Genomic DNA, 21,528 nt, shown 5'->3' with positions numbered 1-21,528 from the left:
CGGGGCCGGTCCAGGCTGTTTCCTGAAGCCTGTGGCGGGAAAGTCCGAAAGAAGCCGCCCGTCAGGTCGGCAATGGACATGACCTGGAAGCTTTGCCCGTCTTTTACGATGGCCCGGAGGGTGTGTCAGCCCTCCCGACCCCCGAGGGTCTGCCCGACCCTCCGAGCCGAGAAGGAGCGACGTCCCGCAATGGGTGAGCCTCCCAGTACCAGCCGTGCCACGACCCGCCCGAGACACATGCGTGAGGGAGCGGGGGTGGCACGGTGACCGAGATCCTGCTGCTTCTGCTTGCCCTGCTCCTCACCCTCGCCTGCGCCCTGTTCGTCGCCGCCGAGTTCTCCCTGACCACCGTCGAGCGCGGCGACCTGGAGCGCGCCGCCGAGGCGGGCGAGCGCGGCGCGGACGGCGCGCTGAAGGCCGTACGCCGTCTGACGTTCCAGCTGTCCGGCGCCCAGCTGGGCATCACGGTCACCTCGCTGGTGATCGGCATGCTCGCCGAGCCGTCCCTCGCGGCGCTGCTGCGCGGCCCGCTGAAGGCGATCGGCCTGGGTGGTGCCGCCTCGTCGGTGGCGACCGTGCTGGGCGTGGTCGTCTCCACCGTGGTGCTGATGGTGGTCGGCGAGCTGGTGCCGAAGAACTGGGCGATCTCCCGCCCGCTGGCTGTCGCCAAGGTGGTCGCGGGACCGCAGCGCGGCTTCACGGCGGCGTTCGGCCCGTTCATCCGCCACCTCAACAACACCGCGAACCGGTTTGTACGCCGCTTCGGCCTGGAGCCCGCCGAGGAGCTGGCCTTTGCCCGCGGCCCCGAGGAACTCGTCGCGCTTGCCCAGCACTCGGCCGCTGAAGGGGCGCTGGAGACGGACTCCGCCGAACTGTTCGTGCGCACGCTGCACTTGAGCGAGCTGACCGCGGAGAACGTGATGACCCCGCGGGTCGACGTCCGCGCCCTCGAAGTGCACGCGACGGCCGCCGACGCCGCCAATCTGACCTATGCGACGGGGCTGTCCCGTTTCCCGGTCTACCGCGACAGCCTGGACGAGGTGGTCGGCACGGTCCACATCCGTGACGTGCTGGCCCTGGAGCCCGCCGAGCGGGCCGTCACGCCGGTCACCGAGCTGGCCACCGCCCCGCTGCTGGTGCCCGACAGCCTGCCCGCCGACCGGCTGCTGGAGCGGATGCGGGCCAGTCGCACCATGGCCGTGGTCATCGACGAGTACGGCGGTACGGCGGGCGTGGCCACGGTGGAGGACATCGTCGAGGAGGTCGTCGGCGAAGTCCGCGACGAGCACGACCCGATCGAGGTCCCTGACCTGCTGCCCGCCCCCGCCGCGGCGGACGGCCGCGCGGTGTGGGAGGCGGACGGCAGCGTCCGCATCGACCAGCTGACCGAGATAGGACTCGCCGCGCCCGAAGGCCCGTACGAGACGGTGGCCGGCCTGGTCGCCACCCGGCTGGCGCGGATCCCGGCCAAGGGTGACGTGCTCGACCTGGACGGCTGGCGCCTGGACGTCCTCGACGTCGAGCACCACCGTGCGGACCGTGTGCGCATCACGGCGCCGGTCCAGGTGTCCCTTCAGGACCGGCAGGAGGCCGTCCGATGACTGTTCTGCAACTGGCCATCGGCGCCTTGACGCTGCTGACCAACGCGTTCTTCGTCGGCGCCGAGTTCGCCCTGATCTCGGTGCGCCGCAGTCAGATCGAACCCCGCGCGCAGGAAGGCCACAAGCGCGCCCGGATGACGTTGTGGGGCCTGGAGCACCTCTCCGCGATGATGGCCACCGCCCAACTCGGTATCACCGTCTCCTCGCTGGTCCTCGGCGCGGTCGCCGAACCCGCCATCGCGCACCTGCTGGAGCCCGCCTTCGAGACGGCGCACATCCCGCACGCCCTCGTCCACCCGGTCGCCTTCGTCATCGCGCTCACCGTGGCGACGTATCTGCACATGCTGTTCGGCGAGATGGTCCCCAAGAACATCGCGCTCGCCGCGCCTGCGCAGACCGCGCTGCTGCTCGGCCCGCCGCTGGTCGCCCTCACCCGGGCTCTGCGGCCGGTGATCTTCGGCATCAACGCCTTCGCCAACGCCCTGCTGAAGCTCCTCAGGGTCGAACCGAAGGACGAGGTGGAGGCCGTCTTCACCGACGACCAGCTCGCCCGCATGGTGCTCGACTCCAGCCAGGCCGGACTGCTCTCACCGGAAGACGGCGAGCGTCTGCGCGACGCACTGGAGCTGGGTACCCGCCCCGTCGGCGAGATCCTGGTCCCGGCCCAGCAGATGCACACCGTCGACCACGCGATCACCCCGGCCGAACTGGAGCGGACGGCCGCCCGGGCGGGCTTCTCCCGCTTTCCCGTCACCGGCCCGGACAAGGCCCTGCTCGGCTACCTCCACATCAAGGACACCCTCGGCATCGCCGACCGGGACCAACCCTTCCCGCGCACGGCCCTGCACCCCGTCACCAAGGTCCGCATCGACACCCCGCTGGACGACACTCTCACCGCGCTGCGGGCCGACGGCAGCCACCTGGCCGCGGTCACCGGCGAGACGGGCACCGTGCTCGGCTTCGTCACCATGGAGGACGTCCTGACGGAACTGGTCGGCCCGACCCCGGCCGCCGCGTGACCGCCGGGCCGTCCTGTGCCCGCCCACGCACAGGACGGCCCGGCATACACAGTCCCGTATCCAGCTCAAGCGGTGGGCGGGCAACCGACGGCTCCGGACTCCTTGCGGAGCCACGCCTCGCTCGGCGTTACGGGCGCGTCGCGAACCAGCGGGCGACGGCCGGGACCGCGTGCTGCTCGGAGGTCACGTGGTCGATGTCGCCCAGATCGACTATCGAGGCGTTCCCACCGTGGCGACGCAACGCATCCCGGCAGCGCTCGGTGTTGATGGGCAGGTTCGAGGGGTCGCCGGCGGCGGCATAGAGCCGGGCAGGCGCCCGGAGGCCGAAGGCGCAGGTGGCGTCGTTCTCCCGGAATGCCTCGGCCACGGTCCCGGTCGGATGGGCGAGCCGCTGGATGAACTGCGGGGTGAGCAGCTCCTGCGGGGTGCCGGGCAGCTCGGCGAAGATCTCGTCCAGGGTGTGCTCGCCGTCGAAGAGCTTCTCGACGATTTGGTCGTACGGAGCTTGGAACGCCTCGGACGGGTCGGCGTAGAAGCGGTAGACGGCGTTCCAGGCGACGGTCCACTGCGCGACGCCGAGCGTGGCCTCGTAGGGGTCGAGCCGCCCGCCCAGCATGGCCGGCAGTTGCACCCCGCCCATGTCGTACGGGCCGCTTATGGGCGCGACGGCGCCGAGCTTGAGGGACCGGTCGGCGCCCTCTGCCAGCTCCCGGGCGAGGGCCATCGCCGCGTGGCCGCCCTGCGAGAAGCCGCTGACCTGTACGCGCCGGTCGAGGACCCGGCCGTGTGTGAAGGCGAAGGTGCGGCCTGCGCGCAGCAGGTCCAGTGAGGCGCTCGCCTCGGTCTTCGCGTGCATGTAGGGGTGATTGCCGGGGCCGAGGCCCAGGCCCAGGTAGTCGGGGGCGAGTGCGGCGGCTCCGGTGGTGGCGAAGGCGAGGGCCGCGGCGCGCTCGGTGGTGCCCGCCTTGACCGACGGGGCGTCATGCCGGTTCCAGATCGTGCCGTGCGCGTAGGAGACGGTGCGCAGCCGCGTTTCGGACCCGCCGCGGGGGAGTACGACCAGGCCGCTGGCGGTGGTCGGCCGGCCGGACGCGTCGACGGTGCGGTACACGAGCCGGTACGCGTCGATGCCGTGCCGGGCGTCTCGGGCGTCGAACCCTGCCTCCTTAAGCGTGGTCGCGACCTGCCTGGCCGACAGGCGCTGGATGTGCTCGGCCGCCACCAGGGCGCCGCGCCGCTCGGGGCTGCGGCTGCTCGCCGTCATGCGCGGCTGGTCGTCGCCGTGACCGTCAGCAGCGACGACCGGCGTGCTGATCAGTAGTCCGGCGCCGAGTAGGGCGGTCAGGGCGATGCGGGACAGGCGGTTCGAGGGCTTGCGCACGGTGGCCTCCTCCGTGGCGTGCAATGACGCCACGTTCAGTGAATGTTTATTCAGTGAATGTAGATTCAGATTGAGATGCGCACCGATCCGGCGTCAAGGGCTCGTGGTAAGTTGGCTGAAAGTTAGTTCACTGAATCTGGATTCATGTCTGTTGAGTGTGTCCCGGAGCAGGGAGGGGAGGCATGGCCACCCGTCGCAAGGAGCAGGCCGCCCAGACCGAGGCAGCGCTGAAGGAGGCCGCCCGGCGCGTCTTTGACCGGCAGGGCTACCTCGCCACCAAGATCACCGACATCACGGCGGAGGCGGGCCGCGCGGCGGGCTCCTTCTACAGCCACTTCAAGAGCAAGGACGAGCTGCTGGAGGCGCTCCTGCTGGACTGGCTCGCTCAGCCGCAGCAGGAGCAGCCCGAGCCCGGTCCGGCCGATCTGTCACAGCGGACCGTGCTGCGCGAGCGGGTGGTGGCCGCGTACTGGCGTGTCTATACCGCGCACCGGCCGGAAATCCGTGCGCTCCACCAGGCCGCCATGGTCAACGCGGACTTCGCGCAGCGGCTCATGCAGATCCGGCACGCCCAGCTGGGCCTCATGCGTGCGAACCTGCAGCAGATCGCCGATGCCGGCCACACCCTGCCCGGTGACCCGGCGGTCGTGGCCTCCGCGGTGAACGCGATGCTGGAGCAGTTCTGCCACATCTGGATCATCCAAGGTGGCGAACCGATCGGCAGAGAGCTTGAGGCCGATGAGGCCATCGACACCCTCACCGACCTGATCCTGCGTGGCATCACGGAGCCGAAGCAGCCGGAGTCCTGACCGGCGAGCCGCCGCAACGGAAGGCGGGGCTCAGGGATCGGATACGGAGCGTGTCGTCCCGCGGACACGGCGGGCGGACCGGGAACGCGGAGTCAGCTCCCATCGTTCACCCACTGCACATCAACCCAAGGAGCAAGCCCGTGTCCGCCAGACCGACGGACCCTCCGGGGCACAGTCCCCGACCACCCCGCCACCAGAAGCGTGATCGCGGCACACGGCGGGGTGGTGTTCAGTGAGTGCCGCACTGGGCCTGCTGGCCGTTCTCGTCCTGACCGTCGGCACCGGTTACTTCGTCGCCCAGGAATTCGCCTACGTCGCCGCCGACCGGCTCGCCCTCGCCCGTGAGGCCGAAGCGGGCGACAAGCGCGCCGCCCGCGCCGTAAAGGTGCTGGAGCGGCTGTCGTTCATGCTGTCCGGCGCCCAGCTCGGCATCACCGTCACCGGCCTGGTCGTCGGCTTCCTCGCCGAGCCGTCCGTGTCCGCGCTGCTCAGGCCCGTCCTGACGGGCATCGGCGTTCCCGACGGCGCCGTCTCCGGGATCTCGGTCGTCCTGGCCTTCGTCCTGGCGACCGTTCTGCAGATGGTGATCGGCGAGCTGGCGCCGAAGAACCTCGCGCTCGCCGTGCCGGACCGGCTGGCCAAGTCGCTGGCCGCCTCCACCCTCGGGTACCTGAAGATCGTCGGCCCGGTGGTGCACCTCTTCGACAGTGCGGCGAACAAGCTGGTCCGCAAGGTCGGCATCGAGCCGGTGGAGGAGCTGCACCACGGCGCCACCCTGGAGGAGCTCAGCCATCTCATCGGCGAGTCCCACGAGCAGGGTGAGCTGCCGCCCCGCACTGCCCAACTCCTCGACCATGCCCTGGAGTTCAACGAGCGGACGCTGGACGAGGTGATGGTGCCGCGCGCGGACGTGGCCTTCGTACGCAAGGACGCCTCCGCCGCCGAGACGGTGGAGCTGATCGCCCAGCACGGCCACTCCAACTACCCCGTCCTCGACGACCACCCCGACAACGTGATCGGCGTGATCGGTGTACGCGAGCTGACGCCCCTGTCCGCGGACCACTTCCACGGTGGCCTCGCCCCGACTGCCGGTGGCCTGGCCCCGACTGCCGGTGACCTGGCCCGGATCCCGCTGCTGCTGCCCGACACGCTGCAACTGCCCGATGCGGTGGACCAGATGCGCGAGCGCGACGACGAGTTCGCCGTCGTGCTGGACGAGCACGGCGGCGTGGCCGGCATCGTCACGTACGAGGACATCGCCGAGGAACTGGTCGGCGACATCGCCGACGAGTCCGACCAGGTCGTGGAACTCGCCGTGCCCGACGGGGACGCCTGGCTGGTGGACGCCGGCCGCCGCCTTGACGAGGTCGCCGAGGCGACCGGCATCGAGCTGCCCGAGGAGGAGGACTACGACACCGTGGCCGGCCTGATCGTGGACCGGCTCGGACGCTTCCCGGCCATCGGCGACCGCGTCACCGTCGATCTGCCCGACGGCGGCCGTGCGGTGATCGACGTACGCACGCTCGACCGTCACGTCCCCGAGCGCGTACGGCTGCGGCAGCTGGCGCAGAGCCGTGAGGAGGAGCAGGCATGAGTTTCCCGATGGCGCTCTTCGTCACCGTGCTGCTGCTGATCGGCAGCGGGTTCTTCGTCGCCGCCGAGTTCGCCCTGGTCGCCTCCAAGCGGCACCGCATGGAAAAGGCGGCGGCGGAGGGGCAGCGCGGTGCCAAGGCGGCTCTCGCCGGGATGCGTGAACTGTCGCTGATGCTCGCCGGCGCCCAGCTCGGCATCACCGTCTGCACGCTGGGCCTGGGCTCGCTCTCCAAGCCCGCGATCTCCCACGAACTCGACCCGCTGCTGGAGAAGTTGGGCCTGCCGAGTGGCGTGAGTTACGGCATCGCGTTCGCCGTCGCGATGATCATCGTGGTGTTCCTGCACATGGTGGCCGGCGAGATGGCGCCCAAGTCCTGGGCGATCGCCCACCCCGAGCGTTCCGCGATGCTGCTGACCCCGCCCTTCCGGGGCCTGGTGAGGCTCGTACGCCCCCTCATCTCTGTGCTCAACACGGTGAGCAACGCCCTCGTGCGGCTGTGCCGGGTGACCCCGCGCGACGAACTCACCTCGGTCCACAACCGCGAGCAACTCACCCACCTGGTAGCCGAGTCCGAGCGGCTCGGCCTGATCACCAAGGACGACTCCGAGCTGATCACCAGCTCGCTCACCGAGCCCCAGACCCCGGTCGGCGACCTCCGGATACCCGCGGACCAGATCACCTCCGTGCCGGCGCAGGCGGGCGTCGACGACGTCCTCGCCACGGCGGCCGCGCACGACCGCAGCCGCCTGCTGGTGCGCGACGGGTCTCTGGTCGTCGGCTCCGTCCACGCGCGCGACGCGCTGATCGCCCGCGCCCGCGGCCGGGCCGTCACCGCCCGCGAACTCGCCCGCCCGGTACCGGAACTGGCCGCACACGACACCGTCGGCCACGCCATCGAGCAGCTGCGCCGACACCGCGCCTCCCTCGCCGTCGTCTCCGACGAAAGCGGACGGCTCACCGGCATGGTCACCCTCGACGACCTGCTGGCCCGCCTTTTGGACCCATAGACGAGGTAGGGGGGCCTCGGTCCCCTACTCCGATGCAGACCGACGCAGATCGGCCCGGCTGCGCTGGGCGTCGCCGCTGGACCGGGCCAAGGCGCGCCGCCGCTGACCGGGCCACTGCGGCCGGTGGATACGCTGCCGCCATGCGGGCGGTGGCGAAGAGCGATCTGACGGGGCGGGCACGGCTGCGCGAGGCGGCCCTGGAGCTGTTCGCCGAGAACGGTTTCGAGGCGACCTCGACACGGGCGGTGGCGGCCGCAGCCGGGCTGTCACCGGCGCTGGTGACCCGCCACTTCGGCTCCAAGCAGGGCCTGCGGGCGGCCGTCGACGAGTACGTGCTGGACCGCATCACCGAGCAACTGAGGGACCTGGACCCTGACAAGGGGCTGATGGCTTCCCTCGGCGAGGTGTCCGCCCGGGTCTTCGGAGCGGATCCGGTCCTGCGCGGCTACCTGCGGCACGCACTGCTGGAGGACAGCGAGGCGAGCGCGGCCCTCTTCAGCCGCCTGTTGTCCGGCGCCCGCGCGGAACTGAAGCGACTGTCCGCGGTCTACGGAGAGCACGGCCCCGACGCGGAGTGGGCTCCGTTCCAGATGCTCTCCCTGATCCTCGGCCCCCTCTTGCTGGAACGCGTCATGCAGCCCAACCTCGACGAGCCGATGTTCGCCCCCGAGGTCCTGGCCCGCCGCAGCGCGGCCAACCAGCAACTCCTGCTGCGCGGCTACTACGGCTTCCTCGAGGGCGCGGACGGGGGCTAGCACCAGTGCGGAGTGTGCACGTGTTTACAAGAATGAACACATGGACACTCCCTCTTCCTTACTTTCCGAGCAGTCGCGTTCACCAGCCCCGGCGGCCCACCGCCTCGCCTGGCTGGACAACCTCCGCATCGCCCTGACCATCCTGGTCGTCGTCCACCACGCCGCCCAGCCCTACGGCCCCGCCGACTGGTGGTACGTCGAAGGCCAGCCGCGCACCCGCGCCCTTGCGACGCTGTCCGCGGTCGACGGGGCGTTCTTCATGAGCCTGTTCTTCTTCGCATCAGCGGTCTTCGTGCCCGGCTCGTACGACCGCAAGGGCCCCCGCCGCTTCCTGACGGGCCGTCTGCTGCGTCTCGGGGTGCCGCTGCTCGTCGGTGCGCTGACGATCGTGCCGGCCTTGATGTACGCGTACTACGTCCACTACCGCGGTTACCCGCCGATCTCCTTCCCCCGCTATTTCACCGACGTGTACCTGGGGTTGGGCGACAAGCCCGCGGACTGGTCCGGCCCGTCCTGGCCCGACCTGCAGTTCGGCCACCTGTGGTTCATCCAGAACCTGCTCGCCTACAGCGTGCTGTACGTCCTGTGCCGCCAGACGGCCCGGCTCCTGAAGAGCCGATCGGGCCGCCCGCGCCGTGAGTGTCGCGGGATGCCGGTCCCGGGCCACCGGGCCCTGCTCGCTCTCACCGCCGCGATCGCCGCCGCCACCTTCGCCATCCGCCTGCGCTACCCGCTGGACACCTGGGTCCCGTTCCTGGACTTCCTCCAGATTGAACCCGCCCGACTCCCGCAGTACGCCGCCTTCTTCACCCTCGGCGTCCTCGCCCACCGCCACGGCTGGCTCGAACGCTTCGATGCCCGCACCGGCTGGGTGTGGCTGACCGGCGGACTCGCGGGAGTGGCGTTGCTGTTCGCCCTCGGTGCGGACGCGCCCTGCTTCGGTCCCGGCGGGCTCGATGCCCCCTCCGCACTGTGGGCGGTGTACGACAGCGCCCTGTGCGTGGCGCTGGGCGTCGGCCTGCTCACCCTGTTCCGCGAAACGGTCACAGCATGCGGCCACTTCTCGCGGGAGCTGGCCGCCGACTCGTACGCCGTCTACATCATCCATCTGCCGCTCGCGGTGACTCTGCAGTACTACCTCGTGGGGCGGGGCCTGACCGGGGCGGCAGCGTGGGGTGCGGTGTCCGTCGCCGCGGTACTGTCCGCCTTCCTGCTCGCTGCCGTGCTGCGCCGACTGCCGGGATTGCGGCGGGTGCTGTGACGCAGGGTCAGTCCTTGTCATGTGGCAGAGCAGGTGCTCGGCGCCGAGGCGGCGGGGGAAGGGCTCGTGGTGCGGGCCGGGTCCGTTCGAGGGGGCTCCGCCGAGCAGCGGTCGGGTGCGAACCACGCCATGCCGACCGGTGCCGCCGCAACGAAGAGCACCGCTGCTCGGAGGGCGGGCGCTGATCACTTGGGAACGCTGCGCTCAGTTCACACTCGACCAGGGAAAGCGTCTCTGGAACTCTTAAGGATCCTGGGTTATCGCGTGACCCGAGGGGCGGAAGCGTAACGAGCGCGGACGAGTCCGGGCCGATCCTTGGGCAGAGCCCGCATGCAGCGTCACTGGCGGTGACGCATTGCCGGTATCTGGACTCCCCATGGCCCTTCCGGGTCAGGGGCACCCAATACCGCCCCGCCGGACGCTGGGCCGGTCACCTCGGCGAAGCCGTGGCACCGGCGGCGGAGACCGCGCACATTTCGAGCACGCGGCGGATGTACCAGTAGAACGACAGGCGGCTCATATGGTTACGCCCTGGCCTTTCTCACACCATCACGGAGCTTCCTGAAGCCGATCACTGTGCTGCTGAGTACCCTGCCCACTGCGGGGTGTGACGTCGACGGACCGGCCGTACCGCGTCAACTCGATGTCGCCACGGCCGACGCCCGACGAGCGTCGGCCATGCCCCGGCGGTCGTCCGTCGTCCGCGTCCGTCCGACGTGCCGCAGATCCCGTACGAGCCCTTGCGCCGTCCGGTGGTCGTAGGCGGAGGCCAGGGTGGTGAGCAGCCGCCGCGGCGTGAGTTCGTAGTCCTGCGATCCGAGGCCGCCCAGCGACTCGGCCGCCAGCACGCATCCCAGGCGCGCTGCGACGGCGGGGGGATGACCCCAGCCACAGGCGGCCAGGAACCCCGCGCGAAAGGCGTCGCCCACACCCGTGGGATCCGCCACCGGCACTCCGGGGACGGTGGGCACCGTAGTGCTGCGCCCATCGGCGCTCTCGATGCGGACGCCGCCCGGGCCGAGGGTGGTGACCCACGCGCCGACCCGGTCGAGCACCTCTTGGCCGCACCATCCGGTGCGCTTCAGAAGGAGGGCGGATTCGTACTCGTTGGTGAAGAGCCAGCGGGCGCCGTGTACGAGGTCACGCACTTCGGCGCCGGTCAGGAGGGCGAGTTGCCGGGACGGATCCGCGGCGAAGGGCACGCCGAGTTCCCGGCACTGCTCGGTGTGGAGCCGCATGGCTTCGGGGTCATCGGGCGAGACGACGACAAGGCCGATGTCCTGATCTCCTGTCAGGAGCTGCCGGAGGTCGATGTCGCGTGCCTCGGCCATAGCGCCGGGATGGAAGGAGGCGATCTGGTTGGAGTCCTGGTCCGTCATACAGACGAAGCGGGCTGTTGGCTGCCGGGTCGACACCCGCACTCCGGAGGTGTCGACGCCGTGTTCCTTCAGCCAGATCTCGTAGTCGGCGAAGTCGCCTCCCACTGCGCCGACCAGCAGGGGATCCAGGCCGAGCAGGCCGAGCCCGAAGGCGATGTTGGCCGCGGCCCCGCCACGGCGCATCTCGAGGCTGTCGACGAGAAACGACAGTGACAGCGTGTGCAGCCGGTCAGGGATCAGCAGCTCTGTAATACGGCCGGGAAAGGTCATCAAGTGGTCGGTGGCGATGGACCCGGTGACGGCGATACGCATGTCAGCCTCCTGCCGCGGCGCGCAGCGCGCCGGCCCGGTCGGTCTGTTCCCCTTCACTGACCTGGTCGGCGGGGGCGGCGCTCTCCGCCTCGTCGGTTCGGACCGCCTCGACCAGCCACATCCGGGCGGCACCGACACGTTCCGGGTCGGTCAGCTCGGGGACCGGACGCCCGTGCCGGGCGGCGAGTTCGGTCTGCGGTACCACGGTCGCGGCCCACCCGTGCCGGCCGAGCCACGAGCGGGGGTCCTCGACCGTGGAGCGCCATGCGGCGCCGACCTTGCGCAGCCGCTCGTGCACCGCCCTCATCTGCGGAAGTTCGGTGTAAGCCTGGTTGATGTGCTCGATCGCCAGTCGGCTGCCCGGAGCCGAGAGCGATCCGATGCGGTCGAGCAGAAGGTCGTTGTCGGCCGGTTCCAGATACATCATCAGGCCCTCGACCAGCCAGGCGGTCGGCTGCTGCGGATCGAAACCGGCGGTGAGCAGCGCGGCGGGCCAGTCGTCGCGGAGGTCGGCCCGTACCGCTGTCCGGTCGCAGGCCGGGCGGGCCTGGCGCACTCCCAGTACGGCCTCCTTGAAGGCCATCAGTCCGGGCAGATCGATCTCGAAGAGCCGGAAGCCGTCCGGCCAGTCGAGGCGGAAGGCCCGGGTGTCCAGGCCCGCCGCGACCAGGACGGCCTGACGGCAGCCGGCCTGCGCGGCGCCCCGGAAGTAGTCGTCGAAGAAGCGGGTGCGCAGGACGAAGTGTCCTTGGTTGAGGCGGCCCGCCTCGGCGACCTGGATCCATCCGACGGCATCGACGAAGGACTGCGCGTACGGGTCGGTGAACAGCCGGTCGGGCCGGGCGTCCTCGGTCGCCCGAGCCTGCGCGATGATGACGGCGGTCCGGCTGACCCCACTGGTGGGGCGGACTTGGGTGGTCATGGGTGTCCTCCTGTTGCCTGGGGCCCGTTGTCTGGGGCCTGTTGTCCGGGGCGCACCGGCTGTGCAGGCGAGGGCTCACGCCGCCGTCTGTGGTCCTGGGACCAGGTCGGTGTCCATGGTGAGTTCGTAGGTCTTGCGGTACACCAGCCGGTCGAAGGCCACCCGCATGAAGGCGTCGCGCAGCAGGCACACGGCCGGGTTCTGCCAGCGGCTGAGCACTCCGTTGGCCCTGGAGCGGCGGGCGATGCGTACGGCGCGGTCCCTGCGGCGTCGCTCATATTCGGCAAGCGCGGCGGGCACGTCGTCGACGGGTGTGCCGGACAGGCACTGGGCGAGAACGACCGCTCCTTCGATGGCCTGGTTGGCCCCCTGGCCGAGGTTGAAGGTCATCGGCTGCGCGGCGTCGCCGACCAGCGTGACGCGGTCGGTGCTCCAGCGGGGTACCGGGTCCCGGTCGAAGATGTCCACGGGCAGGATCTCGGGTTCCGCGGTGGCTTCGATCAGAGCCGGTACGGGGTCCGGCCAGGGGCCGAACTCCCGTAGCAGAGCTTCCCGGACGCCGAGTCCGAGGGAGGTGGCCGTCCGGCCCAGGTCGCGTCCGATGCGGTCGCTGAGAACGGCGTCCCAGTAGACCGCGTTGTCGTCGAGGCGGTAGTGGACGAAGAAACTTCCCTCTCCGAAGGTGTTGACGAACACTCCGGCAGGAACCTGGTCGAGAGGCAGGTCGACAATCCCCTGACAGGCCGTCATTCCCGCGTAGCGGGGCGGTGGCTCGTACGGCATCAGGCGGCGCCGGACCGTTGAGCGCAGGCCGTCGGCCCCTATGAGCAGCGGGCCGCGGATCGTACGGCCGTCCTCGAACCGCACCGTCACCCCGTCGGTGTCCTCGGTGAAGTCCGTACACCTGGCGCCGAGCACCAGGTCGTCGCCGACCAGGTCGGTGAGCATGCCGTGCAGAGCGGGACGGCTCACGGTATAGGCCGGGGCACCGTACCGACGGGCACCCTGCTCGATGGACCAGTCGGCGAGAGTGCCGCTGCGCCGGGACCGGAACCGGTAGCGGCGGAGTTCGGCCCCGATGGCGTCCAGGTGTTTGTCCAGGCCGATGGTGCGCAGCGCGAGCACCGCGTTGTGCCAGACGACCAGACCGTTGCCGGCCGCCGCCGCGCCCAGCGCCGGGGCCCGTTCGTACGCCTTCGCGGGGATGCCGGCGGCTCGCAGGGCCAACACGGTGGTCAGCCCGGCGATTCCACCGCCCATGACGATGACCTCGTCGCGGTCGTCGGCCATTGCGTCTCCTCATGGGGAATCGGCACGGGATGCAGCACGCGGCCGCAGGCAGAGGCAGTACGGCGCGTGCAGGCAGAAGCAGTACGGCGCGACGGGGGGAAGGCCGCGCCGCACTGCCCCGAACGCTAGGGCGACGGCACGACCGGCGTCTTCCCGCGCGGGGACGAACCGGCCGACCACCGCCGGGAGGAGAGCCCCGCCCAATGGTGGAGGACCCCGTGCGGAGGGAGGAGAGCTCCTCCCGGGTGGGGAGAGCGAATCTCGCCCGGCCGCCGGAAGACCCGGGCGCGGCCCGAACGGCAGGCTGGCCGCAGCCGGTTACCCGCCGGTCGGCACATCCCTTTCCGTGTCATCTCGTTCCGTGTCATCTCGTGAGGAGAGATCTGCGATGGAGCGTTACGCGATCAGCTTCCGGGTCAAGCCAGGCACCGAGGCCGTGGTCAAGGACCTGCTCGCCAACTACACGCCGCCGGAGTGGGTCACGCCCGACGGGGCGCGGCTGCTCGGTACCTCGATCTTCATGAAGGACGGCCTGGTCGTCCGCATGATGGAGATCGACGGCAGCCTTCCCAGGGTGATGGCGCACCTGGCCAGGCAGCCCGCCATCCAGGAACTGGAGCGCAAGCTCGACGAGTTCCTGGTCGAGCCCCGCGACATGAGCTCGCCGGCCGGGGCCAGGGCGTTCTTCCAGAAGGCGATGATGGAGCACGTCACCACCCGGGTCGCCGTCTTCGAGCAGGACGCGTGAGCGCCCCCCGGGCCCTGCTGGTCACCGGCGCGACCGGCCGACTGGGCGAGGCCACGGTGCGGTGCCTCGCCGACCGCGGTGACCAGCTGCTGCTCACCGGCCGGAACGAGAAACGGCTCGCCGAACTGGCCGCCACCTTCGGCGGTTCCGGAACGGTCGGGACTCTGCCGGCCGACGCCACGGAGCCGGAGGGCGCCCAGCACGCGGCAGCCGAGGCGGTGCAACGGTTCGGCCGGCTGGACGGCCTGGTGCATCTCGTGGGCGGCTTCTCGGTGGGCCCGGTGATGCTCACCGACGTGTCCGCGTACGAGGAACAGCTGAAGGCCAACTTCCTGTCGGCGGTGGTCGCCACCCAGGCGGTCCTGCCCCACCTGAGCGAGGGCGGACGACTGGTCTACTTCGGCACTCCGCTGGCTGGTGAGCCGCTCGCCGCGATGTCCTCGTACGCCGCGAGCAAGGCGGCCCTGACCACCTGGATGCGCTCGATGGCCCACGAGGTCAAGAACCGTGGCATCCACGCCAACCTGATTTCGCTGACCCTGGTCGACACCCCCGAGATGCGCAAGGAGATGCCGCACGTCGACCCCGCGCTCACGGTGGAGGCCGAACTGGTCGGCCGCGCCGTCCGGTTCCTCACCGGCACGGAGTCCGACGGACTGTACGGCGGTGTGGTGCCCGTCGTCGGGAAGTTCGGCTTCAGCTCCGCACTGGCGGGCGGGCCGCCTCCCGGCGCCGGAAGGCCGGCCCGGTGAGCGTGCCCAAGGCCCGGGTGGTCTTCCTGATCCGCGTCCCCGCCGAACGGCGGCAGGAGTTCCTGGACGCCTACGACAAGATCCGGTTCCTGGTGGCCACGGGCGTTCCCGGTCATGTGAAGGACCAGGTCTGCCAGTCCACCACCGATCCGGAGCAGTGGCTCATCACCAGCGAGTGGCGCGACATCGCGGACTTCGAGACCTGGGAGAGGTCCCAGGAACACCGGGATCTGGTGAAGCCGATGCGCGACTGCTTCACGGAAGCCCGCTCGCTGCGCTTTCACATCCATGCGTCGACCGCTTCGGCCTCGTCGACCGAGCACGCCGTATCCACGACACCGTCAGCCGGCCCGGCCGGCGAAGGAGAAGAGACATGAGTGCCTCGGAAACCGTACGAAATGAACTGACCGCCATGCTCGCCGCTGTCGGCCTCGACCCGGGCCTGGGGGAGTCGGCGTTCGGCAAGTCCTTCGAGGCCCTCGACCTGGACTCGCTGGCCCGCGTCGAACTGGCCAGCCGGATCAAGAGCCGCTACGGCGTCGACATCGAGGAGGAGATCACGCCGGAGAGCACGCCCGCCGACGTCGAGCGACTTCTCGACGCCCGCCTTTCCGCAGCGGCCTGAGGACGGAGACACGTAGTGATCGGCCACACCGACAACTTCATCGACATCGACGCCCCCTTCGGCTTCGTCTGGGACCGTACGAACGATCTGCGCCGCTGGCCGGAGCTGTTCTCCGAGTACGCGAGTGTCGACATCCTGGAGGAGACCCCGACCTCGGCCACGTTCCGGCTGACCATGCACCCGGACGAGCAGGAACGGGTGTGGTCCTGGGTCTCGGAACGCCACTGGGACAAGGACGCACGGACGGTCAGGGCCCGACGGGTGGAGACCGGACCGTTCGAGTTCATGAACATCACCTGGACCTACGAGGAGCTGGGACCGGACAGCACCCGGATGCGCTGGGTCCAGGACTTCCACATGAAGCCGGACGCCCCGGTGGACACGGCGGCGATGACCGAGCGCATCAACCGCAACTCGGCGGTACAGATGCAGCTGATCAAACAGCGGGTGGAGCGGGCCCGGTGCCGCGTGGTGGGCATGGACGACGTGCCGTCGAACACCCGGCGCGGCGGCGACCTGCGCACCCTGCTGGCGCCGCCGAACGCGGGAACGTCCGCCGGCTTCTGCGGTGCGGTCCGCCTGAAGCCGGGCGAGGGCGTCTCGGAGCACTACCACCCCTACTCCGAGGAGTACCTGTTCGTGGCCCGCGGTGAACTCCGGGTCGACCTGGACGGCGAGCCCGTCACGGTAGGCGCGGAACAGGCGCTGCACATACCGCGCAACGTCCGGCACCGGCTGACCAGCACGGGCGACGAGCAGGCACTGGTCGTCTTCCAGATCGGCCCGCTCGCTCCGGAGCCGCACCTCGGCCATGTGGACACCGAGCCGGGCCCGGGCGACCCGGCGCCGTCCGCGGACGGCGCCCTCACCGCGGCCCTCACCGGTCCGGGGGCCACATGATGTCCGGTGAACGGACACGCAGGGCCGTCGTCACCGGCATCGGCGTGATCGCCCCCGGCGGTGCGGGGAGGGAGGAGTTCTGGGACCGGATCGTCAGCGGAAAGTCCGCGATCCGTACGGTCACCGCCTTTGATCCGAGTCCCTTCCGGTCGCGTATCGCCGCGGAGTGCGACTTCGACCCGGCCGGACACGGGTTGACGCCACGAGAGATCCGCCGCACGGACCGGTTCGCCCAGTTCGCGCTCGCCTCGGCCGCGGAGGCCGTCGAGGACTCAGGGCTCGATCTCGCGGCGGCGGACGCGGAACGGGTCGGGGTCTGCCTCGGGTCGGCCGTCGGCGCCTCGATCACCCTGGAAGAGGAGTACGTGGTCGTCAGCGATCACGCCCGGGAGTGGGAGGTCGACCCGCAGCACGCGATGCCCTTCCTCTATCAGGCGCTGGTGCCGTCCAGCGCCGCCACCGAACTCGCCGTGCGATTCGGCGTGCACGGACCGGCGGCGGTGGTGTCCACCGGCTGCACCTCGGGGATCGACGCCATCGGGCACGCTCTGCGGTTGATCGAGGACGGCGAGGCGGATGTCATGATCGCGGGCGCCTCGGATGCCCCGATCACGCCGATCACCGTGGCCTGCTTCGATGCGATCCGGGCCACCAGCCCGCTGAACGACACTCCCGAGCTGGCATCACGGCCCTTCGACGCCGGCCGGAAGGGCTTCGTACTCGGCGAGGGCTGCGCGGTACTGATCGTGGAGGAGTACGAGCACGCCAGGGCCCGCGGGGCGCGGATCTACTGCGAGATCGCCGGCTACGCAGCGCGGGCCAACGGCTTCCACATGACAGGGCTGCGTCCGGACGGGTTCGAGCTGGGCGAGGCGGTCAAGGACGTCATGGGGCAGGCGCGGCTGAACTGCGACGACCTCGGGTACATCAGCGCCCACGGCTCCGGTACCAAGCAGAACGACCGGCATGAGACGGCCGCCTATCTGTACGCGCTCGGAGATGCCGTCCGGCGGGTGCCGATCAGCTCGATCAAGTCGGTGATCGGGCACTCGCTGGGGGCGATCGGCTCGATCGAGATGGCGGCCTGTGCGCTGGCCATCGACCGCGGGGTGGTGCCGCCCACGGCCAACCTCACCACGCCCGATCCCGAATGCCCTCTGGACTACACACCGCTGACCGCTCGGGAGACCAGGGTCGACCACGCGTTGTCGGTGGGCAGCGGCTTCGGCGGCTTCCAGTCGGCGATGGTGTTCTCGAAGACGGTGAAGGGCGGTGCGGCATGACCGTACGGCGCAGTGTCATCACCGGGATCGGTGTGGTCGCCCCCACCGGTATCGGCGTCACCGAGCACTGGAAGAACACCTTGGAACGGGTCTGCCGGATCGGCCCGATCCAGGAGTTCGACACGTCGAAGCTGCCCTCGCCGCTGGCCGGCCGGGTGACCGGGTTCGACGAGAGCGCGTCGGTCGAGAGCAAGTTGCGGGTGCAGACCGACCGGTGGACCTGGATGGCCCTGGCCGCCGGCCGGCTGGCCTTCGAGGACGCCGCGCTCGATCCGCACCGGCACGACCCCTTCGAGCTGTCCGTGGTCACGGCCAGCGCCTCCGGCGGGAACGCCTTCGGCCAGCGGGAGATCCACAACCTGTGGAGCAAGGGGCCCAGCGCGGTCACGGCGTACCAGTCGATCGGATGGTTCTACGCGGCGAGCAGCGGCCAGCTCTCCATCCGCGACCAGCTCAAGGGCGCCTGCGGGGTGCTTGTCGCGGACGGCGCGGGCGGGGTCGACGCCCTGGCCCAGGCGCGGCGGCTGATCGCGCGCGGTACGGGAGCGGTCGTGGTCGGCGGGACGGAGGCCCCGCTGTCCCCGTACGCCATGGCCTGTCAGGCGAACAGGGCCACGCTCAGCCGGGATCCGGAACCTGCGACGGCCTACCGGCCGTTCGCGGCGGACAGTCCCGGGCACGTGCCGGGCGAGGGCGGCGCGATGCTCGTGGTCGAGGACGCCGAGTGGGCCGCCCGCAGGGGCGCACCCGCGCCGTATGCCGAGGTGCTCGGTACGGCGTCGACGCATGACGCGCACCATCCGACACAGCCCGCGCCGGACCACCGGCAGCTGGCGCGGGCGATCCGCGAGGCGGTCGTACGGGCCGGTCTGACGCCGGAGCAGATCGATGTGGTCTTCGCCGACGGAGCGGGCGAACCGCTGCTCGACCGCCGGGAGTCGGACGCCCTGGTGGAGGTCTTCGGCAGGCGGGGTGTGCCGGTCGCGGTGCCCAAGACGGCCACCGGCAGGCTGTGTTCGGGGGGAGCCGCACTGGATCTGTCCTGGGCGGCTCTCGCCCTGGCGCACGACACCGTCCCGCCGTCGGTGAACCTGACCGCGCGGCCCGGCGACGACCTGGAGCTGGTCACCGCCGCCCGGGAGAACGCCGGCCTGCGCACCGCTCTCGTGGTGGCCAGGGGCGAGGGCGGCTTCAACTCCGCGGCGGTCCTCGGCCTGCCGGGAAGCGGCAGGCGCACGCTCTGAGTCGGAGACACGGTTGCCGGCCACGACCAGGCCGTGGCCACCGCGGGCCGTGAGGCGGGATGCCCCTCACGGCCCGCGGCGGCATGCCCGTCGGGCTCAGGAGACGATGTCCTTCTTCGTCCTCCCCGCCGTCGTGGCCGCCGGAGATCCAGTCCACGGCTACAGGAGCGCCACCCGCGGCGACGGCCCGTGCGATCGCGTCGCCCTGGTCGAGCGGGAACAGTTAGTCGGTCTGCCCCTGGACCACCAGGGTGGGTACGGAGATCCGGCCCGCGTACGTCGCCGGGCTGAGCCGTCGAGCCGGCCCCCGTCCGCGCCGGGCAGGAAGCGGTCCTCCCGGTTCACCGGCGTGGTCCACGCGGACCTGCACGTTCAGGAGTGCTCGAGCGGCAGGTGCACGCGGAAGGTCGCGCCCTTGCCTGGGGCCGAGTCGACCTCGGCACTGCCGCCGTGGGCCTTGGCCACCGCGGCGACGATGGCCAGCCCGAGGCCGACCCCCTCCTTCGGCCCTTCGTCGGACGTCTGGACGCGGGCGCGGGAGGCATCGACGCGGTAGAAGCGCTCGAAGACGTGCTGGGCCTGCTCCTCGTCGAGGCCCGGTCCGCTGTCCGCCACTTCGATCACGGCCTGCCCGTCCCGGCTACCGACCCGTACCTGGGCCTCGGTCCCGTCCGGAGTGTGCTGCCGAACGTTGGACAGCAGATTCCCCAGGACCTGCCGCAGCCGGTCCGCGTCGCCCCGGACGACCACCGGGCCCGAGTCCGTCTCGGTCTCCAGCAGCAGCAGACGATCGGGGGCGAGGACCCGGGCGTCGTCGACCGCCTCCGCGGCCAGCGCTCCGAGGTCGACCGATTCCCTGGCCAGCGGCAGGCCCTGGTCCAGCTTGGCGAGGAGCAGCAGCTCCTCGACGAGGGATCCCATACGGCGGGCCTCCGACTCGATCCGGGCCATCGCCTGGGCGAGGTCGTCGGGCCGATGCGCGGCGCCCCGCCGGAACAGCTCCGCGTAGCCGCGGATGGTGGCGACCGGTGTGCGCAGTTCGTGCGAGGCGTCGGCGACGAAGCGGCGCAACCGCTCCTCCGTACGGCGCCGTTCGTCGAACGCAGACTCGATCTGGCCGAGCATCGCGTTCAGCGCGCTGCCGAGCCGGCCGACCTCGGTGCGCGGTCCGGCGGCCGGGATCCGACGGGCCAGATCGCCGTCACCGATCGCCCCGGCCGTCTCCGCGATCGACTCCAGCGGACGCAGTCCGGCGCGGACGGCACGCCACGAGAGCAGGATCACCGCCAGCAGGGCGACCACGGCGGAGGTGGCCGCGACCATCGCGGTGCGGTGCATCAGTTCGCCGGCCACGGTCGTCTTCATGCCCACGAGCAGGATTCCGTCGGAGAGCCGGGAGGAGTGCAGCAGCCACTCGCTGCCGTCGGGGCCCTGAACCGGGTGGAACGCGCCTCCGGAGGGGTCGTCGGCCGTGGCCCGGTCCGGCCACAGTTCGGAGGGCAGGGTGCGCGGCAGATCCGGCCGGGCGCCGAAGTCGGAGGTCTGGCGCACCTGGCCGTCCCGCGACCGGAGCTGGAAGAAGGAGGGGAGGTCGCCCTTCTCGGCGGATGCCCGCCAGATGCCGGTCAGCTGGTCCTGAGAGCGGGGCAGAGCTAGCCCTCCGCCGCTCCGCTCCGCGGCCAGGTCATCGCGCAGTTGACCCGACACGGCGGCGAGCACCTCGTCGTTCTGGTCGTGACGCCAGTCCTGGAGCGCGCCGAAGGTGGCACCGACGGAGAGCGCCATGCCCAGGGCCAGCAGCCCGGAGAGCACCAGGACCAGCCGGGTGCGCAGGGTCATCGGCCGACCTCGGAGTCCTGCTGCCCGGTCTTCCGCCGCCGGGTGTCCGTCTCCTGGATCCGTACGACGTAACCGATCCGCGGCACGGTCTGGATCAGGGTGGGTTCGAAGGCGTCGATCTTCCGCCGCAGATAGGAGACGTACGTCTGCACCACGGCGTCGCTGCCTCCGAAGTCGTACTCCCATACGTGGTCCAGGATCTGACGCTTCGACAGGACGCGCCCCGCATGCGCGACCAGGTAGCGCAGCAGCTTGAACTCGGTCGGCGTCAGATCCACCCGCACCCCGTGCCGGCGCACCTCATGTGCCTCGTCGTCGATCTCCAGGTCGGCGAAAGTGAGCTTGGTGCGTTCCTCCGGACGCGAGGTCCGGCGCAGCACCGCGCGGATCCGCGCGATGAGCTCCTCCAGGCTGAACGGTTTGGTGACGTAGTCGTCGCCGCCCACCGTCAGCCCGGCGATCTTGTCCTCCGTGGCGTCACGGGCCGTCAGAAACACAACGGGGGCCTGGCAGCCGTCCTGCCGCAACCGGCGACAGGCATCGATGCCGGAGCCGTCCGGCAGCATGACGTCCATCACGATGAGATGCGGGCGGAACGCTTCGACGAGTTCGGCGGCGGCTCCTCCGGTGCCCGCCACCGCGGTGTCGAACCCTTCGTAGCGCAGAGCGGTGGCGACGAGGTCCGCCAGATAGTTCTCGTCGTCAACAACCAGGACACGCAGCGTCGTTGAGGTCACACCGTAAGTGTCACCCGATTCGTGCCGGTCCATAGGGCCGCCGTCACATTGACAGAGTTCTCTAAGAACG

At 70.7% G+C, this 21,528-nt stretch carries 20 protein-coding genes; 14 read left to right on the top strand and 6 right to left on the bottom strand.

Translation table 11 applies throughout. The annotated features are described in order from the left end of the window. The first annotated feature begins 263 nt into the window (after positions 1 to 263). Both OHT21_RS22055 and OHT21_RS22050 read left to right on the top strand, forming a co-directional pair. Positions 264 to 1,601 (top strand): hemolysin family protein, encoded by a 1,338-nt coding sequence (locus tag OHT21_RS22055; protein WP_328770079.1) that lies wholly within the window; start codon positions 264 to 266, stop codon positions 1,599 to 1,601. Further along, the gene (locus OHT21_RS22050; protein ID WP_328770078.1) at positions 1,598 to 2,620 is read left to right on the top strand and encodes a hemolysin family protein; all 1,023 of its coding nucleotides are present in this window, start codon (positions 1,598 to 1,600) and stop codon (positions 2,618 to 2,620) included. Before OHT21_RS22055 ends, OHT21_RS22050 begins: the two co-directional genes overlap by 4 nt. Positions 2,621 to 2,747: 127 nt before the next feature. Here the strand turns inward: OHT21_RS22050 and OHT21_RS22045 are convergent, their stop codons facing one another. After that, positions 2,748 to 4,001 (bottom strand): alpha/beta hydrolase family protein, encoded by a 1,254-nt coding sequence (locus OHT21_RS22045; protein WP_328770077.1) that lies wholly within the window; start codon positions 3,999 to 4,001, stop codon positions 2,748 to 2,750. A 182-nt stretch (positions 4,002 to 4,183) separates the two neighbouring features. Here OHT21_RS22045 and OHT21_RS22040 point away from each other — a divergent pair, with 182 nt between their 5' ends. The 5 genes from OHT21_RS22040 to OHT21_RS22020 all read left to right on the top strand — a co-directional run bounded on the left by OHT21_RS22040 (position 4,184) and on the right by OHT21_RS22020 (position 9,427). Further along, positions 4,184 to 4,810, top strand: a complete 627-nt coding sequence (locus OHT21_RS22040; RefSeq protein WP_328770076.1) for a TetR/AcrR family transcriptional regulator — start codon at positions 4,184 to 4,186, stop codon at positions 4,808 to 4,810. A gap of 232 nt (positions 4,811 to 5,042) precedes the next feature. Further along, positions 5,043 to 6,404 carry a hemolysin family protein gene (locus tag OHT21_RS22035; RefSeq protein WP_328770075.1) on the top strand — a complete coding sequence of 454 codons (1,362 nt, stop codon included), beginning with the start codon at positions 5,043 to 5,045 and terminating at the stop codon, positions 6,402 to 6,404. Beyond that, positions 6,401 to 7,411 carry a hemolysin family protein gene (locus OHT21_RS22030; protein ID WP_328770074.1) on the top strand — a complete coding sequence of 337 codons (1,011 nt, stop codon included), beginning with the start codon at positions 6,401 to 6,403 and terminating at the stop codon, positions 7,409 to 7,411. Before OHT21_RS22035 ends, OHT21_RS22030 begins: the two co-directional genes overlap by 4 nt. Positions 7,412 to 7,551: 140 nt before the next feature. Beyond that, the gene (locus OHT21_RS22025; protein WP_328770073.1) at positions 7,552 to 8,166 is read left to right on the top strand and encodes a TetR/AcrR family transcriptional regulator; all 615 of its coding nucleotides are present in this window, start codon (positions 7,552 to 7,554) and stop codon (positions 8,164 to 8,166) included. A gap of 40 nt (positions 8,167 to 8,206) precedes the next feature. After that, entirely contained in the window at positions 8,207 to 9,427 is a 1,221-nt protein-coding gene (locus OHT21_RS22020; RefSeq protein WP_328770072.1) for an acyltransferase family protein, read from the top strand. A gap of 635 nt (positions 9,428 to 10,062) precedes the next feature. Here the strand turns inward: OHT21_RS22020 and OHT21_RS22015 are convergent. The 3 genes from OHT21_RS22015 to OHT21_RS22005 form a co-directional block, all read right to left on the bottom strand. Next, positions 10,063 to 11,118: a carbohydrate kinase family protein gene (locus OHT21_RS22015; RefSeq protein ID WP_328770071.1), complete on the bottom strand. Its 1,056-nt coding sequence runs from the start codon at positions 11,116 to 11,118 to the stop codon at positions 10,063 to 10,065. 1 nt (position 11,119) lies between these two features. Beyond that, positions 11,120 to 12,040 (bottom strand): SAM-dependent methyltransferase, encoded by a 921-nt coding sequence (locus tag OHT21_RS22010; protein WP_328770070.1) that lies wholly within the window; start codon positions 12,038 to 12,040, stop codon positions 11,120 to 11,122. 75 nt (positions 12,041 to 12,115) lie between these two features. Beyond that, on the bottom strand, positions 12,116 to 13,330 hold the full coding sequence (locus OHT21_RS22005; RefSeq protein WP_328770069.1) for an FAD-dependent oxidoreductase: 1,215 nt from the start codon (positions 13,328 to 13,330) through the stop codon (positions 12,116 to 12,118). Between the two features lie 388 nt (positions 13,331 to 13,718). On the opposite strand from OHT21_RS22005, the gene OHT21_RS22000 reads away from it, so the two are divergent. From OHT21_RS22000 to OHT21_RS21970, 7 genes are read left to right on the top strand one after another with little or no spacing between them, the layout of a single operon-like run. Next, positions 13,719 to 14,078, top strand: a complete 360-nt coding sequence (locus OHT21_RS22000) for a SchA/CurD-like domain-containing protein (protein WP_328770068.1) — start codon at positions 13,719 to 13,721, stop codon at positions 14,076 to 14,078. Beyond that, positions 14,075 to 14,830 carry an SDR family oxidoreductase gene (locus OHT21_RS21995; protein WP_328770067.1) on the top strand — a complete coding sequence of 252 codons (756 nt, stop codon included), beginning with the start codon at positions 14,075 to 14,077 and terminating at the stop codon, positions 14,828 to 14,830. The genes OHT21_RS22000 and OHT21_RS21995 overlap by 4 nt, the downstream gene beginning before the upstream one ends. Next, positions 14,827 to 15,207, top strand: coding sequence for an antibiotic biosynthesis monooxygenase family protein (locus OHT21_RS21990; RefSeq protein ID WP_328770066.1), 381 nt, complete (start codon positions 14,827 to 14,829; stop codon positions 15,205 to 15,207). The genes OHT21_RS21995 and OHT21_RS21990 overlap by 4 nt, the downstream gene beginning before the upstream one ends. Then, positions 15,204 to 15,455, top strand: coding sequence for an acyl carrier protein (locus OHT21_RS21985; RefSeq protein ID WP_328770065.1), 252 nt, complete (start codon positions 15,204 to 15,206; stop codon positions 15,453 to 15,455). The genes OHT21_RS21990 and OHT21_RS21985 overlap by 4 nt, the downstream gene beginning before the upstream one ends. Positions 15,456 to 15,470: 15 nt before the next feature. Further along, positions 15,471 to 16,355: a cupin domain-containing protein gene (locus tag OHT21_RS21980; RefSeq protein ID WP_328770064.1), complete on the top strand. Its 885-nt coding sequence runs from the start codon at positions 15,471 to 15,473 to the stop codon at positions 16,353 to 16,355. Further along, entirely contained in the window at positions 16,355 to 17,638 is a 1,284-nt protein-coding gene (locus OHT21_RS21975) for a beta-ketoacyl-[acyl-carrier-protein] synthase family protein (RefSeq protein ID WP_328774179.1), read from the top strand. The genes OHT21_RS21980 and OHT21_RS21975 overlap by 1 nt, the downstream gene beginning before the upstream one ends. Beyond that, positions 17,635 to 18,882, top strand: a complete 1,248-nt coding sequence (locus OHT21_RS21970) for a beta-ketoacyl synthase N-terminal-like domain-containing protein (protein ID WP_328770063.1) — start codon at positions 17,635 to 17,637, stop codon at positions 18,880 to 18,882. Before OHT21_RS21975 ends, OHT21_RS21970 begins: the two co-directional genes overlap by 4 nt. Before the next feature lie 372 nt (positions 18,883 to 19,254). Here the strand turns inward: OHT21_RS21970 and OHT21_RS21960 are convergent, their stop codons facing one another. Together OHT21_RS21960 and OHT21_RS21955 are read right to left on the bottom strand one after the other, a co-directional pair. After that, positions 19,255 to 20,721, bottom strand: a complete 1,467-nt coding sequence (locus OHT21_RS21960; RefSeq protein WP_328770062.1) for a sensor histidine kinase — start codon at positions 20,719 to 20,721, stop codon at positions 19,255 to 19,257. Further along, on the bottom strand, positions 20,718 to 21,491 hold the full coding sequence (locus OHT21_RS21955) for a response regulator transcription factor (RefSeq protein WP_443050413.1): 774 nt from the start codon (positions 21,489 to 21,491) through the stop codon (positions 20,718 to 20,720). Before OHT21_RS21955 ends, OHT21_RS21960 begins: the two co-directional genes overlap by 4 nt. Positions 21,492 to 21,528 lie beyond the last annotated feature (37 nt).

The organism is Streptomyces sp. NBC_00286, from assembly GCF_036173125.1.
Lineage (GTDB): Bacteria > Actinomycetota > Actinomycetes > Streptomycetales > Streptomycetaceae > Streptomyces.
The sequence above is the reverse complement of the archived record's forward strand: the minus strand, read 5'-3'. Positions and strand labels throughout refer to the sequence as shown.

What these genes read in the sequence shown, in the direction of transcription:
- OHT21_RS21960 (WP_328770062.1), bottom strand. Translation starts at nt 20,721, where the DNA reads ATGACCCTGCGCACCCGGCTGGTCCTGGTGCTCTCCGGGCTGCTGGCC.
- OHT21_RS22005 (WP_328770069.1), bottom strand. Translation starts at nt 13,330, where the DNA reads ATGGCCGACGACCGCGACGAGGTCATCGTCATGGGCGGTGGAATCGCC.
- OHT21_RS22025 (WP_328770073.1), top strand. Translation starts at nt 7,552, where the DNA reads ATGCGGGCGGTGGCGAAGAGCGATCTGACGGGGCGGGCACGGCTGCGC.
- OHT21_RS21985 (WP_328770065.1), top strand. Translation starts at nt 15,204, where the DNA reads ATGAGTGCCTCGGAAACCGTACGAAATGAACTGACCGCCATGCTCGCC.
- OHT21_RS22050 (WP_328770078.1), top strand. Translation starts at nt 1,598, where the DNA reads ATGACTGTTCTGCAACTGGCCATCGGCGCCTTGACGCTGCTGACCAAC.
- OHT21_RS21955 (WP_443050413.1), bottom strand. Translation starts at nt 21,491, where the DNA reads ATGGACCGGCACGAATCGGGTGACACTTACGGTGTGACCTCAACGACG.
- OHT21_RS22020 (WP_328770072.1), top strand. Translation starts at nt 8,207, where the DNA reads ATGGACACTCCCTCTTCCTTACTTTCCGAGCAGTCGCGTTCACCAGCC.
- OHT21_RS22015 (WP_328770071.1), bottom strand. Translation starts at nt 11,118, where the DNA reads ATGCGTATCGCCGTCACCGGGTCCATCGCCACCGACCACTTGATGACC.
- OHT21_RS22040 (WP_328770076.1), top strand. Translation starts at nt 4,184, where the DNA reads ATGGCCACCCGTCGCAAGGAGCAGGCCGCCCAGACCGAGGCAGCGCTG.
- OHT21_RS22030 (WP_328770074.1), top strand. Translation starts at nt 6,401, where the DNA reads ATGAGTTTCCCGATGGCGCTCTTCGTCACCGTGCTGCTGCTGATCGGC.
- OHT21_RS22000 (WP_328770068.1), top strand. Translation starts at nt 13,719, where the DNA reads ATGGAGCGTTACGCGATCAGCTTCCGGGTCAAGCCAGGCACCGAGGCC.
- OHT21_RS21970 (WP_328770063.1), top strand. Translation starts at nt 17,635, where the DNA reads ATGACCGTACGGCGCAGTGTCATCACCGGGATCGGTGTGGTCGCCCCC.
- OHT21_RS21975 (WP_328774179.1), top strand. Translation starts at nt 16,355, where the DNA reads ATGTCCGGTGAACGGACACGCAGGGCCGTCGTCACCGGCATCGGCGTG.
- OHT21_RS22010 (WP_328770070.1), bottom strand. Translation starts at nt 12,040, where the DNA reads ATGACCACCCAAGTCCGCCCCACCAGTGGGGTCAGCCGGACCGCCGTC.